This is a genomic window from Micromonospora sp. NPDC052213, assembly GCF_040679695.1.
Classification (GTDB): domain Bacteria; phylum Actinomycetota; class Actinomycetes; order Mycobacteriales; family Micromonosporaceae; genus Micromonospora.
The window spans coordinates 1-13381 of the sequence record NZ_JBFAVI010000080.1 but is presented as its reverse complement, the minus strand read 5'-3'; the positions used below and the strand labels follow the sequence as shown (position 1 = coordinate 13381).

Here is a 13381-nt window from a genome sequence, read left to right as displayed (position 1 = left end):
CCACACGCGCCGACACCTTCCAAACGGCAAGAACGCTTCTGCAGGATCACGTACGCACGTGAGGAACCGACCATCCGAATCCCGCACGGGTCGCCGTCACCGGCGCTGAGACGCCGGCTCCGCAGAGCGCGGCTGCGGTGAGGGCAGGAGGATGCTCCAGAGTGCGATCGAGAAACACGGATCTTTCGACTCCTGCGCGCCCGTCAGCCCCCGCCGGCCTTGCGGATGTCCGTGAACCGTTGGCCGACCGCTGCCAGGTGCGTGTACGCGAGCTGCAGGTCGGCGATCGAGGTGACGAACGGCTGACTGTCCCCGGTCTCGAAGGAGCGCGAGCAGTCGCGGCCCGCCCGCGTGGCGTACTCGACGAAGGACCGCCAGCTCGTCTGCGCCTGCGCGTCGGGGACGGCTGCGTAGCGAGCGGCCTCCGCGGCGATCGTCTCGATGCTCGCGCACAGCGGCCGGATCCGGGCCTCGTCCACCTCGACTTTGCCGTTCGCGCCCGGCTTCCGCGTCTTCAGGTCGCTGATGGCGACGGCGAACTTGCCGTACACGTCGAAGAACCGGGTCGTCAGGCTGCCGCCACCCCGGCTGATCCAGGCCGACACCTCGATGGCCTTCAACCGCGGCGAATCCGGGGAACCGGTCGGCCCGGCCGTGGGCGCGACACCGCCGGTCGGCGGGGCGCTGCCGCTCGGTCCGGGTCGGGCAGCGGTGCCCCCGCTGGTCGGTGCGGACGCCCCGCGCGCGATCGTCAGCGTCATTGCCGTCGAGATGACCACGGTGACGAACGCACGCCGCACCACCATCCGCGCCCACCCCGGCACGTGGACGGCCGCCGGGCGGTCCCGCCGCCACCGGGCGGTGACGGCCCGCGCGCCGGCGACGAGCCCGGCGGCCGGGATGGCCGCGATCAGCGACAACACCAGAATCCCGCCGAGCAGTCCACGCCACGCCGTCCACGCCTGCCCTGGCTGCCAGCCGCAGGACGTGTGGAACAGCGTCAACGGCCCCACGCAGCCGTCGATGGCGACGAGCGCGAGCACGCCCACCGAACCGCCGAGCACGGTCAGCTGGCCTGCGATCACCGCCGCGACGAGTTGGTAGCGGCCGGCGAGCGTGCTGGCGACGGAGGCGCTCAGCGCCGCCGCACCCAGCAGGGCGAACGTGACCCAGCCCTGGTAGGCGTTGACGAAGATCTGGGCCCGGGTCCCGATCACCGGCAGGGCGAGGTGCATGACCGCCATCGTCGTCGCGACCGCGGCCCAGCACAGCAGCGCACCGGCGAGGGCGGGCAGCACCAGCCGCCGGAATCGGGGCAGCGGCACCGGCCGCGGCGGCATGGCTGGAGCCGGCGTGACGACGACCTCCGCACCCGGCCCCGGCACGGACGCCAGACCTGCGTTCGGCGCCGGGCGGGGCCGGACCAGCCAGGCGGCGAGCGGAATGGCCCACGAAACCGCGACCGCTATCTGGCTGAGCGGCACGGCCTCCAGCACCATCATGGACGTCAACCAGACGATCGTGACGTAGGCCGGCAGCACCGCCTCGTACGGCAGCAACTGCCCGGGTTCGAGACCACCCGGCGCGAAGATCAGCGCGATGTTGCTCCGCGGTAGGGGTATGCCGTGCGCCAGAACGACACCCGGGCCGCGCCACCACGTCATCCAGCCCACGATCGCGACGAAGCCTGTGATGAACACGATCCACCGCACCGGACGGAGGGAGCGTCCCGGCCATGCCGACGCCCACAGGTAGCAGCACTGTGTGATCCACCAGGTCACCGCGACGCCGGCGAGGAGCAGCAGGACCAGCAGCAAGGGCTGCTGGGGCAGCCACTCCCAGATTGCGACCCGGCCGGACACGAACTCGGTCACCAGCATGCCCAGCCCCAGCCACAACCCGGCCCGCAGGCCCCGGGGGCCACCGCGACCCGCCTGCCAAGCCGGCAGCACCGCCTGCCAGACCAGACTGGAGATCACGCCGGTGGCCAGCAGCGCCACCGCGGCCACCGAGGCTACCGCCGGAGCGACCGCCGAGCCGGCCGCCGAGGCGACCGCCGATGGGTCAATCCAGAACAGTTGAGCGTCGACCAGGATCAGGGCGGCGCCGGTGAGGAACATCGCCAGCGCCGGGATGCGGGACAACATGCCGGGGTCGGCCAGAACCCGCCGGCGGGACTCCCAGTCGGGATGGATCCGCCACAGCCCACCGAAACCGGCCAGCAGCCGCCGACCCCGGCCGACCCGCACCGGCGACGCGGCCGACCAGCCGCGCAGATCCGCGCCCCACCGCGCCGCCGCCAGATCGGCGTGGAACTCCCGGGTCCGGAGCAGGTCCGAACGCGACAGGTAGACCAGTGTCACCAGCAGCGCCGCCGCCAGCAGGTTGCGATGCGTGGGCACCGCACCGGGGGTGAAGGGAAACCTGACGATCAAGTGCAGGTGCGTGGCCACGAACGGCACGAGCGCCACCACGACGAAGGACCGCCACAGCGCGACCGTCGCGTAGGTCAGCGTCACGTCCCGGTTGTCGATGTGCCCCAGCTCGTGCAGTAGCACCGCGCGGACGGCATGCGGCTCGGTGCGCATCCGGGCCAGTAGCCCACCGTGCAGACAGAGTCTGGGGCGTCCGGTCCGGCCGAACACCACCGCGCCGGCCGACAACGCGGTGGGGTCGACCAGCACCGTCGGCGCATGTCGCAACCCGGTCTGCACCACCAGTTCCGCGATCATCCGGCCGACCTGCCCTTCCCGGTCGACGGCGGCCAGCGGCAGCACCCGGCCGCGTCGGGCCTTCCAGTGGGGCAGAACCGCGAACAACACCGCGGCGGCGCCGAGCAACAGCAGGGAGGCCGCCGGGATCACCCACCACGGCGGTGTGACGGCCTGCAACTCAACGCAGTCCGTCGGGTCCCAGGTGACCCGCCGGTCATCTGTCGGGACCATGCCGGCGCAGGTGACGGCGGCCGGCCGGAGCAACCCGAGATTCGCCAGCGTGAACTGAGTCATCGACACGCTGGCGACCAGCAGCAGCGTCAACAACAACACGAAACGCAGCGTCGTGGCGGCGAGCTGCCGTCCGGCACCGGGCACGACCTACCCCTCCGCAGCGCTCTGGTCGAGGGCCAGCCGGGTCACCACGGCATCGGCCACCGCGACCGCCTTCGCCTCGGTCAGGCCCCGCTCGGCGGCGACCTCCAACAGCCGCCGCCGAACCTCACCCAGCTGCTCCTTGGACAACGGAGGCACCACGACCTGGCCGGTGCCCCGCTGGAACACCCGCCGCCAGATCGCGCCGACCCCCCGCTCCGCCCGGTTGACGGCCGCGCCGGCCGCACGCTGCGCCACCTCGTTCAGCACCAGCCAGACCACCGGGGTAACCAGCACCGCGACGTCGGCCAGGCCGAACCCCAGCGCCCCGCGACGTGCTCCGGAACCCCGCAACCGGCGCGCGACCGCCCGGCCGCCCAGCGCCGCCAGACCCTCCACCACCGGCAGCTCCTCCGGCGCGTGGATAGCGACCACGTCGCGCACCACCCCCGCCACCGTGCCGTGCACCGCCGAATCCATCGCAGCCTCCCGGGGACAAAGCGCAGGAAGCCACTGTCACATCAGAAACAGGCACATGCCAGTCATCGATGTGACCACAGCGCTTCAAGGTGGTCAACCGCAGCGCCAGGCGTAGTAGCCACGCCGTTCAGTCAGGCCGGTTGGTGGCGTGTCAAGGTCTCGAGGAGCGTGCAGCAGCGCAGCTCCGGTCTAGCCCACGCCCGAACGTCATCCGCTGCCCAGCGGCCTTGCCGCTGGCGCGCTCCTCAGCCGGGCGACGGCCGCTGCCGTCAGGCGCCACCCGCAGTGGCGCGCGGTGGTCATGCTGGAAGACATGATCCGGTTCGTGCTCAACGTGCTGTGGCTTCTCTTCGGCGGTGGCCTCGTGCTCGCCGCCGGCTACGGTATCGCCGCGCTGATCTGCTTCGTGCTGGTCATCACGATTCCGTTCGGCGTCGCCTCCCTGCGCCTGGCCGTCTATTCCCTGTGGCCCTTCGGCCGCACCGTCGTGCCCAGGCCCGGCGCCGGGATCGCTTCCGGGCTGGCCAACGTCCTGTGGGTGGTGCTCGCCGGCTGGTGGCTGGCCCTGACCCACATCATCGCTGGCATCACGCTCTGCCTCACGATCATCGGCATCCCGTTCGGCATCGCCAACTTCAAGCTCGTCCCGGCCGCGTTCTGGCCCCTTGGTCGCGAGGTCGTCGACGCACCATAGAAGCGGCGCCTGCGATCCACGGCGTTGGCCGGGACCTGGCAGGGCAAGGCCCGGCTCGAGCGGTCACGGGGGGAGCCACTCGAGCCGGACGCCGCCAACCTGCGCCCACGACCACCCCCGTCGCGCAGCTACGGCGGATCGCGGTCGTCACCGAGGTCGGCGGTCGCATCGTCATCGATCGAGTGCTACCCCGGCAAGACGTCGTGCGGTCACCGTCACCCGCTCGGGTCGTCAGCGGATCATCTGCCGGCGCTTGTGCGACAGGTCGGTGTGGTGGTGGGCGCCGGGGTGGCAGTGGGGATCGGTGTGGACGGTGGCGCTGGTGAGTCGGGGTACGGCGTGGGTGAGTTGGTGCTCGGCGTCGGCGGCGATCTCGTGGGCGGCGACGAGGCTGAGGTGGGTGTCCACGACGAGTTCGGCTTCGGCGTGGAGGCGGTGGCCGATCCAGCGGAGCCGGACGGCGGTGACGTCACGGACGCCGTCGACGGCGCGCAGTGTGGTTTCGGCCTGGTCGACCAGCTCAGGGTCGACGGCGTCCATGAGGCGTCGGTAGACCTCGCGGGCGGCGTCCTTGAGGACGACGGCGATGGCGACGGCGATGGCGAGACCGACGACCGGATCGGCCCAGCGCCAGCCGAGGGCGGCCCCGCCGGCGGCGGCGAGTACGGCGAGGGAGGTGTAGCCGTCGGTGCGGGCGTGCAGGCCGTCGGCGACCAGGGCGGCGGAGCCGATCCGGCGGCCGACGCGGATGCGGTAGCGGGCGACCAACTCGTTGCCGATGAAACCGACGAGGCCGGCGGCGGCCACCCAGGGCAGGTGGGTCACCTCGGCCGGGTGCAGCAGCCGGGTGATGGCGGTCCAGGCGGCGGCGACGGCGGAGGCGGCGATGACCGCGACGATGATGATGCCGGCGATGTCTTCGGCCCGGCCGTAGCCGTAGGTGTAGGCGCGGGTGGCGGCGCGCCTGCCGAGGAGGAAGGCGATCGCGAGGGGTACGGCGGTGAGGGCGTCGGCGACGTTGTGCAGGGTGTCGCCGAGCAGAGCGACCGAGCCGGACAGCACGACGATGACCGCTTGGGCGACGGCGGTGACCCCAAGGCCGACGAGCGAGATCCACAGGGCGCGCAGTCCCTCGCGGGAGGACTCCAACGCCGGGTCGATCTTCGCGCGGGAGTCGTGCGAGTGGGGGACGACCGCGTGGGTCAGCCGGTGCCACCAGGCGGCGAGCCGGCCCCCGTGATGATGGCCGTGATCGTGCGGGTGGTCGTGGCCCTGGCCGTGATCGTGGTCGTGACCGCCCGGACGGTCGTGACCCTGGCCGTGATCGTGGTCGTTCACCGCGTCTCCCAACGTCCCTGTCGGCAGGGGAGCTGGTACCCCCGACGGCGGCGATAATATGTGCTCATGTACGCACGCGACAATGATGCAGGTGCCAGTGACCTGCAACAACGCCTCCCTGCCGACAGCCACGTCGAGGCAGCAACGGAGATGTTGCGGATGCTCGCGGACGGCACGCGGCTGCGGTTGATGTGGCTGCTCGTCGACGGGGAGCACGACGTGACCGCGCTGGTGACGGCGCTGGGAGTGGCGCGGCCGGCGGTGTCGCAGCACCTGGGCAAGCTACGGCTGACAGGACTGGTCACGGTGCGGCGCGACGGCCGGCGCGCGTTGTACAGCGCCCGGGGAGGTCATGTGCGTCGGCTCGTAACCGAGGTCATGCACGCCGCGTCGCACCGGGTGGCCGGCATCCCCGAGCACGACTGACCACCCGGGGACCAGCGCACTGATCGATGGGCTTGGAGCGGGGGTCGGTGAACCAGTCGGGGGTGAAATCGCGGACCCCCTCGACGTCGACGCAGGATCGGCCCATCACATCCCGCTCGATGACGACGACACTGGCTACAACAGTTGGTTATCTCCGCCGCCTCCGGAAATGCCTGACGCCGACGGGCGCAGCGGTCACGCTTCGTAGGCCAGATTGATCATCATGCCGGTTTCGGCATGGTAGATGTTGTGGCAGTGGGTCATCCACTGGCCGGGGTTGTCGGCGTCGAAGTCGACGGTGACGGTCTGGTTCGGGGTGACGATGACGGTGTCCTTGCGGGCACCGCCGCCGATGACGGCGAAGGTGTGCCCGTGCAGGTGCATCGGGTGGAACATCGTCGTCTGGTTGGCGAACTCCAGTCGTACCCGTTCACCCTGTCGTACGAGCAGCGGTTCAGACTTGTCGAAGGTGGCGCCGTTGATGGTCCACCGGTAGGGCATCATCGCGCCGCCGAGCACGAGGCGGTGCACCCGGTCGGGCTTACGGCGGTCGAGCGTGACCGCGTCCGCCCCGTCCAGTGCGCCGGTGACCAGCACGCGCCGGTCCAGTTCCGCCGGCCGCACCGCGGACGGGGGCGTACCACCGGGGCCGGTGCGGACCAGGGCGAGGGCCTGCCCGGCCTTGCCTTCGGCAGCGGCGACCAGCGGGAACACCCCATCACCCAGGTCCACGGTCACATCGGCCCGTTCGCCCATGCCGAGGACGAGGGCGTCGGTGACGGTGGGGGCGACCGGGAACCCGTCGGTGTGGGTGACGGTGAGCCGGTGTCCGCCGAGGGCCACCCGGAAGCCCGTATCCGAGGCGGCGTTGACCAGCCTGATCCGTACGCGCTGCCCGGGGCGGCCGGTCATCGTGGCGGGGGCGGCGGGTATCCGACCGTTGATCAGGTAGTGCGGGTAGGCGACGTCGCCGGCGCCGCCGAGAAGCGGGGAGACCATCGTCTCCATGCCGTCCATCGTCATCCCGGACATGTCACCCATCGGCATGCCGCCCATGTCACCGTGGTTCATCCCGCTCCTGCCGTTCATGTCGCCGTGCCCACCCATGGACTGCAGCGAGGCGAGGACGTCGTCGGGAGTGCGGCCGGTCCCGTCGACCCAGTCGTCGAGCACCACCACCCATTCCTCGTCGTACCGGCCTGACTCGTCCGGGTCGTCGATGACGAGCACCCCGTACAGCGCCCGGTCGAGTTGCACCCCGGAGTGGGGGTGGTAGAAGTAGGTGCCCGGGTCGGGGGCAGTGAACTCGTAGGTGTGCCGGCCGCCGGCCGGGATCGGGTCCTGCGTGAGACCGGGCACCCCGTCCATGTCGTTGCGCAGGGCGATGCCGTGCCAGTGCACACTGGTCGACACCGGCAGGCTGTTGGTCACCTCGACCCGGAGCAGGTCACCGGCCCGCGCCCGGATCAGCGGACCGGACCCGCTGTCGGCGTACCCCCAGGTGGACACGGTCGGGCCGCCCAGGTCGAGGGTGACCGGGCGCGGGTTCAGCGTCGCCGACACGGTTCGGCTGCCAGCCCGGCGTCGGGCCGCTTCGGTGCGGGCGACCAGGCCACCGTTCGGAGCCACCAGCCGGGCGTCGAAGGCGCCGCCGGCCCAGGCGGCGGCGCCGGCGGTGCCGGCGACACCGACCGTCCCGGCAATGCCTGCCAAGAGTCGGCGGCGGGTGATGGTGGGGCCCATGGCTGCTCCTTGCGCTAGAAGGTCCGCCTGCAGCGTCCCGCTCGCCGTGTGCCGGTCGCCACGGCACCCCGCGTTCTTCAGGGAATCTTCATGGGCGATCCGGCAAGGGGCGGGCCGGCGAGCGCCGCGCGTTCGTCCGGGCCGGCGGCCAGGCAGGATGGAGCGCATGAGCGGTCGGGTACTGGTGGTCGACGACGAGCGCAGCCTCGCCAAGGTGGTCGCGAGCTACCTCGAGCGAGCCGGCCATGAGGTGAGCTGCGTCTTCGACGGACGGGCGGCGGTGGCTGCGGCCCGTCGGGAATCTCCCGACGTGGTCGTGCTCGACCTCGCGCTGCCCGGGCTGGACGGCATCGAGGTCTGCCGGCAACTGCGCACCTTCACCGACTGCTACGTGGTGATGCTCACCGCGCGCAGCGAGGAGGTGGACAAACTGGCCGGGCTCGGCGTCGGCGCCGACGACTACCTGACCAAGCCGTTCAGCCCGCGGGAACTGGTGGCCCGGGTGCGGGCGATGCTGCGCCGGCCGCGTACCGGGCCCGACGGCGCCGTACCGCCGGCGCAGCCAGTGCGCGTCATCGGGGCGCTGCGGGTCGACGTGACCGGCCGGGAGGTGCGGGTCGACGGCCACCCGGTGCAGCTGACCCGGACCGAGTTCGACCTGCTGGTGGCGCTGTCCGCCCGACCGGAGGCGGCGTTCAGCCGTCGGCAGCTCATCGACGAGGTGTGGGGCGCCGACTGGGTCGGCGACGAGCACCTGGTGGACGTGCACATCGGGCACCTGCGCCGCAAGCTCGGCGACGACCCGGCGGCAGCCCGGTTCGTCCGTACCCTGCGGGGGATCGGCTACCGGATGGGGCAGGGATGAGGTTTCAGCTTCCACGCGGCCTGCCCGGCAGGCTGTTCGCCGCTCACGCGCTCGTCGTGCTCGTGGGCGCCAGCACCATCGGGCTCATCGTCGCAGTGGTCGGCCCGGCGATCTTTCGCGATCACTTCCGACAGATCCCGGGACCCGTCGACGCGGCGACCGCACATCACGTGGAGGAGGCGTACACCTTCGCCAGCGCGTTGTCGCTGGGTGTCGCACTGGTCGCCTCGTTGGTCGCCGCCCTGGCGGTCAGCGCGTACGTGTCCCGGCGGCTCGCGCACCCGGTCGAGCAGCTCGCGGCGGCTGCCACCGACGTCAGCCGGGGCCACTACGGGGCCCGGGTGAACGTCACCGGGCTCGGTGCGGAGTTCGACACGGTGGCCGCGGCGTTCAACGCCATGGCCGAGCGGCTGGCCGACGTCGAGGCCACCCGTCGTCGGCTCCTGGCTGATCTTGGACACGAGCTACGCACCCCGGTGGCGACGATCGAGGCGTACGTCGACGCGGCAGAGGACGGCGTCGCCGTCGAGGGCGAGGACACATGGGCGGTGCTGCGCGCTCAAACTGGGAGGCTGCGTCGCCTGACCGAAGACCTCGTCGCGGTGTCCCGCGCCGAGGAGCACCAACTCGACCTGCGCCCGCGGCGGGTGCCGGTGGCCGAGTTGGTCAGCGCCGCCGTCGCGGCGGCCCGGCCCCGCTACGCCGCGAAGGGCGTAACGCTGCGCGAGGTCGTCGAGCTGGACGCGGGCGAGGTCGACGCCGACATCGAACGAATGGCTCAGGTGCTGGGCAACCTGCTGGACAACGCTCTCCGTCACACACCACCGGGCGGCCAGGTGAGCGTCACCACCGCACGCCACCGCACCGGCGTACGCGTGTCCGTCGTCGACACCGGGGACGGTATCGAGGCCGCCCACCTGCCGCACGTGTTCGAACGGTTCTACCGCTCGGACACCGCCCGGGACCGCGACCACGGCGGTACCGGGATCGGCCTGGCCGTCGCCCGAGCGATCGTGCGCCAGCACGGCGGTGAGGCCGAGGCCACGAGCGAGGGGCCCGGCGCGGGTGCCGAATTCACTGTCACGCTGCCGGCAGCGGGCACACACCTTCCTGGCTGACGATCGCGCGACCCAGGGGTTCAGGCAGCCGGATTCCCGTTTCGTCGCGCTGACGGGATCGTTCTGCTGCTGGACGTTTCGGTCGAAGGATGCGGGTGGAAGAGGTTGTGCGGCTTGTCCTCCTGCGGCCCAAGGGACAGGTGAACCGCGACAGGGAGGAACGCCTCATGTTCACCCCATTCTCGTCAGACGAGCGCACAGCAGAATCGCTGCGCTCTTACGAACAAAGGGCGGTGGCGGGCAGAACGCTGTCCGAAATTCCCCGGGGTGGGTTCGCAGAAACTGTCCTACTATCGCTGCTTCGTAGAGAGAATGTGGCGAAGGGATTCATGAACGGGGGGACGCATCATGGAACTGAGACGGCGACTGAGGTTGTACGCGGTCATCATCGCGGCCGCGCCGGTGGTCCTCGGCGGGTGCACCGCGGACCGCAAGCCGGGCGCGGGCGCGGCCGAAAGGCGGGCGACGCCCCTGGAATTGACCCTTACACCCGGCGACCGGACACGAGATGTGCCGGTCACCGCCGAGGTGGGCACCGTCGTCAAGGGTGGCCGGGTCACCGCGGTACGGATCAGGGACGACAAGGGCGCCGAAGTCAGGGCTGAGCCGCGGGGAGACGGCTCGGCGTGGGTACCGAGCAGCACCTTGCAGCCGCAGCGGACCTACACCGCTGAGGTCACCGCAACCGGCGACTCCGGCGTCACCACCACCCGCAGGACCACCTTCACCACGATGCCGAAACCGGCCAAGCCGGCGATCACCAGCACCTTGTACTTCTCGGGAAACAGGACGTACGGCACCGCGATGCCGGTAACTGTCGCGTTCGATCCGCCCGTACCGAAGGAAGCCAGGGCGGATGTGCAGCGTCGGTTGTTCGTGAAGACCGACCCGCCGCAGCCAGGGGTCTGGTCCTGGTTGGACGACGGGAGTCAGGTCTACTACCGAGGTCCCGATTTCTGGCGGCCTGGCACCACGATCAGCGTCCGTACCGGCCTGGAGGGCCTACCGATCGGCAAGGACCGGGTCGGCGATGCCGACCGGAGAGCCACCTCCAAGATCGGCCGGCACGTGTCCCTGGAGGTCGACAACGCCACCAAGCAGATGTCGGTCATGCGGGACGGGAAACTGATCCGCAAGATCCCGGTCAGTCTCGGCAAGCCGAGCACACCCACCTCCAGCGGCAAGATGGTGATCATGGAGAAGCACCAGTACACGACGTTCGACACCCGTGGTGAGCCGAACGGCGGCTACGTGATCGACGTCGAGGACGCGCAGCGGCTCACCTGGGGCGGCGAGTTCATCCACGGGGCGCCGTGGTCGGAGGGTGATCAAGGCAGAACCAACGTCTCCCACGGCTGCACCAACATCTCCGCGGAAGCCGCCGACTGGCTGATGAACATCACCCAGGTCGGTGACCTGGTCACGTTCAAGGGCACCGAGGTCCAGCTGCAGCCGGGCAACGGCTGGACGGCCTGGAACGTCAGCTGGAAGGAATTCGTCAAGGGCAGCGCGCTGCCCGTACCGGCCGGGTTGCAGCCCGCGCCGGCCCAGGTCCCGCACCCGGGCGCGGTGGCCGGCGGATCGCCGGCGCCGGTGCCGTCGGTCGCCGGCGGCTGACCGAGACCGTTAGTGGACGAGGGCCGGCCCGCCACGCAGCGGGCCGGCTCTGTCATGGCGCCGTGGCACCAGGTGCTGCGGAATCCGCCCCGGCCCGGTCAACTGCTCGGCCACGACTGGTCGCCACGCTGGCATGCCACGACGCACGTCTGCCTACTCGCTGGCAAGACCCTGTGCGCCCTGATGCCGGCACGCGCTCTTCGCGAGAGGCCGCGAAGCGGCGGGATGTTCGTCGGGACCGTAGGGCCTGACTCGACACCGCGATCAGGCTTCCGACGATCGACGCTGGCGACGTTCTGGCTGCGGGCGTCAGCGTTTGGGGCGAAGGGCGTCAACCCGCGCGACGGACTGGTCGATGCGTGCCTCGGTGAGCTGTCCGGAACGGACCAGACCGACCACCGTGTCCAGCGTCTTGTCAACGATGTCTGGGTCGTACTCCTGCTGGTTGGCGAAGACGAGAAGGTCGAGGCCGGCGCGCAGTGCCAGGGCGACGGCCTCTGCGGAACCGTAGCGGCGGGTGATGGCCACTGCCTGCATGTCGTCGCTGACGACCGGCCCCCGCCAGCCGAGCTGCCCCCGCAGCAGATCTGTCACGACCGTGGGAGACAGTGATGCCGGGTAGGTGGGGTCAAGCTGGCTGTTGAGCACGTGGGCCGCCATGACCGAGTCCGTGAGCCCAGCCTGGATCAGGCGTTGGAACGGCTCGAGTTCGGAACGCTTCCACGTGGAGCTGACATCCACCACCTCGAAGTCTGTGTTGCCTGCGGCGCTACCGGATCCGGGGAAGTGTTTGAGCGAGGTCTTGACGCCTGCGGCCCGGTGGACCTGGATTTCCTCGCTGGCGTTCCTGACCACCACGTCGGGGTCGGCGGAGAAGCTGCGACCGAGTCTTCCGATGGCACGGCTTTCCGGGTTGGTGTTCAGGTCGACCACCGGCGCGTAGTTGAGGTTGACGCCGATCTCGGTGAGGCTGGCGACCAGCCCTTGCGCCCAGTCCCGCGTCGCGGGCGGAGAGTCCATCGCGCCGACCTCGGCCTCCGATCTCGTCACCGGGAAGCCGTTGCTCGGGTTGAGTCGGGAGGTGCGGCCGCCTTCCTGGTCGATGGACACGATGAGCCGACCCGGCGAGGACTCCTTCAGGGTCTTCACCAGGGCCGTGACCTGGCCTGGTGAGCGAATGTTGCGTGCGGACCTCGTTTCCAGGTCCTGATCGAACAGGATCACACCGCCGAGACCATTCCTGATCGCCTTGATGATCCAATCGTTGCGGTCCACCCAATCCCCGCGGAATCCGACGACGAGCAAGCTGGCGACTTTGCGGCGCAGGTCGGCCTCATCCCGTGGCGAGCGTGGGGAGCTTGTGGATGGCGCTGTCGGACGGGATCCTGACGAGGTGGCGGTGCTGGACTCGCAGGCCGTCAGTGCCGCCACTGCGGTCGAGCCCGCTGCGGCGAGCAGGAGCCGGCGGGGCAGAGCGCCACTGGTCATCTGCGCACGCTAAGGCTCACCGACGTCCGTACGCTGCGATACGAGCCGCTTTCATCCATCGGTGGTCAGCCGGCGGCGCCAGCGATGGGCGCGGGAGCGGAAGCGACACCTCACGCGGCTGGCGCCTGTCCCGCAGCGGTTGCCGCGCCCCGGCAACGCGCGGCTGGTAGTCGTACAGCACGCAGTCGATCCGGTCGTCGCAGGGCACCCGGTGCTCGCTCAACCAGGCTTCGCCTGACAGCGTGCGGCACGAACATCCCCTACTATTCGATGATAGTAGGAGGACCTACGCCCAAGGGTCGGCGGCTCAGACCTTAATACCGGTCGGGGGTAGGGTACTTCGCCGGACTCACCCGCCAGGCCCCGAACCCGTACTGCAGCAGGTGGGTGTGCGCCGCGACCGGACCTGTTGCCATATACCCCTAGGGGGTATATGCCGCGTCGGCAGCCGGGGTGGCGGCCGGTTCCACCAGTCCCGCCTCGACGGCGAGCAGGGGCAGCGTCACGGCGGCCCGGGTGATCG

Annotated in this window: 10 protein-coding genes; 5 read left to right on the top strand and 5 right to left on the bottom strand. The window is 70.6% G+C overall.

Features of this window, described 5'->3' with window-relative positions:
• Positions 1–203: 203 nt before the first annotated feature.
• Together AB0L34_RS19695 and AB0L34_RS19690 are read right to left on the bottom strand one after the other, a co-directional pair.
• The gene (locus tag AB0L34_RS19695) at positions 204–3092 is read right to left on the bottom strand and encodes a M48 family metalloprotease (protein WP_363705781.1); all 2889 of its coding nucleotides are present in this window, start codon (positions 3090–3092) and stop codon (positions 204–206) included.
• 3 nt (positions 3093–3095) lie between these two features.
• Positions 3096–3569, bottom strand: a complete 474-nt coding sequence (locus AB0L34_RS19690; RefSeq protein ID WP_363705780.1) for a hypothetical protein — start codon at positions 3567–3569, stop codon at positions 3096–3098.
• 313 nt (positions 3570–3882) lie between these two features.
• On the opposite strand from AB0L34_RS19690, the gene AB0L34_RS19685 reads away from it, so the two are divergent.
• Positions 3883–4263 (top strand): YccF domain-containing protein, encoded by a 381-nt coding sequence (locus tag AB0L34_RS19685; RefSeq protein WP_363705779.1) that lies wholly within the window; start codon positions 3883–3885, stop codon positions 4261–4263.
• 231 nt (positions 4264–4494) lie between these two features.
• Here the strand turns inward: AB0L34_RS19685 and AB0L34_RS19680 are convergent, their stop codons facing one another.
• Positions 4495–5601 (bottom strand): cation diffusion facilitator family transporter, encoded by a 1107-nt coding sequence (locus AB0L34_RS19680; protein WP_363705778.1) that lies wholly within the window; start codon positions 5599–5601, stop codon positions 4495–4497.
• A gap of 66 nt (positions 5602–5667) precedes the next feature.
• Here AB0L34_RS19680 and AB0L34_RS19675 point away from each other — a divergent pair, with 66 nt between their 5' ends.
• Positions 5668–6027 (top strand): metalloregulator ArsR/SmtB family transcription factor, encoded by a 360-nt coding sequence (locus AB0L34_RS19675; RefSeq protein ID WP_363705777.1) that lies wholly within the window; start codon positions 5668–5670, stop codon positions 6025–6027.
• A 195-nt stretch (positions 6028–6222) separates the two neighbouring features.
• On the opposite strand, the gene AB0L34_RS19670 is transcribed toward AB0L34_RS19675, so the two are convergent.
• Positions 6223–7770: a multicopper oxidase family protein gene (locus AB0L34_RS19670; protein ID WP_363705776.1), complete on the bottom strand. Its 1548-nt coding sequence runs from the start codon at positions 7768–7770 to the stop codon at positions 6223–6225.
• Positions 7771–7936: 166 nt separating this feature from the next.
• Here AB0L34_RS19670 and AB0L34_RS19665 point away from each other — a divergent pair, with 166 nt between their 5' ends.
• The 3 genes from AB0L34_RS19665 (at position 7937) to AB0L34_RS19655 (ending at position 11370) form a co-directional block, all read left to right on the top strand.
• Positions 7937–8635 (top strand): response regulator transcription factor, encoded by a 699-nt coding sequence (locus AB0L34_RS19665; RefSeq protein ID WP_363705775.1) that lies wholly within the window; start codon positions 7937–7939, stop codon positions 8633–8635.
• Positions 8632–9753, top strand: coding sequence for a HAMP domain-containing sensor histidine kinase (locus AB0L34_RS19660; protein WP_363705774.1), 1122 nt, complete (start codon positions 8632–8634; stop codon positions 9751–9753). Before AB0L34_RS19665 ends, AB0L34_RS19660 begins: the two co-directional genes overlap by 4 nt.
• A 348-nt stretch (positions 9754–10101) precedes the next feature.
• On the top strand, positions 10102–11370 hold the full coding sequence (locus AB0L34_RS19655) for an Ig-like domain-containing protein (protein ID WP_363705773.1): 1269 nt from the start codon (positions 10102–10104) through the stop codon (positions 11368–11370).
• Between the two features lie 309 nt (positions 11371–11679).
• Here the strand turns inward: AB0L34_RS19655 and AB0L34_RS19650 are convergent, their stop codons facing one another.
• The gene (locus AB0L34_RS19650; RefSeq protein ID WP_363705772.1) at positions 11680–12858 is read right to left on the bottom strand and encodes a glycoside hydrolase family 3 N-terminal domain-containing protein; all 1179 of its coding nucleotides are present in this window, start codon (positions 12856–12858) and stop codon (positions 11680–11682) included.
• Positions 12859–13381 lie beyond the last annotated feature (523 nt).

What these genes read in the sequence shown, in the direction of transcription:
- AB0L34_RS19690 (WP_363705780.1), bottom strand. Translation starts at nt 3,569, where the DNA reads ATGGATTCGGCGGTGCACGGCACGGTGGCGGGGGTGGTGCGCGACGTG.
- AB0L34_RS19685 (WP_363705779.1), top strand. Translation starts at nt 3,883, where the DNA reads ATGATCCGGTTCGTGCTCAACGTGCTGTGGCTTCTCTTCGGCGGTGGC.
- AB0L34_RS19675 (WP_363705777.1), top strand. Translation starts at nt 5,668, where the DNA reads ATGTACGCACGCGACAATGATGCAGGTGCCAGTGACCTGCAACAACGC.
- AB0L34_RS19670 (WP_363705776.1), bottom strand. Translation starts at nt 7,770, where the DNA reads ATGGGCCCCACCATCACCCGCCGCCGACTCTTGGCAGGCATTGCCGGG.
- AB0L34_RS19665 (WP_363705775.1), top strand. Translation starts at nt 7,937, where the DNA reads ATGAGCGGTCGGGTACTGGTGGTCGACGACGAGCGCAGCCTCGCCAAG.
- AB0L34_RS19660 (WP_363705774.1), top strand. Translation starts at nt 8,632, where the DNA reads ATGAGGTTTCAGCTTCCACGCGGCCTGCCCGGCAGGCTGTTCGCCGCT.
- AB0L34_RS19655 (WP_363705773.1), top strand. Translation starts at nt 10,102, where the DNA reads ATGGAACTGAGACGGCGACTGAGGTTGTACGCGGTCATCATCGCGGCC.
- AB0L34_RS19650 (WP_363705772.1), bottom strand. Translation starts at nt 12,858, where the DNA reads ATGACCAGTGGCGCTCTGCCCCGCCGGCTCCTGCTCGCCGCAGCGGGC.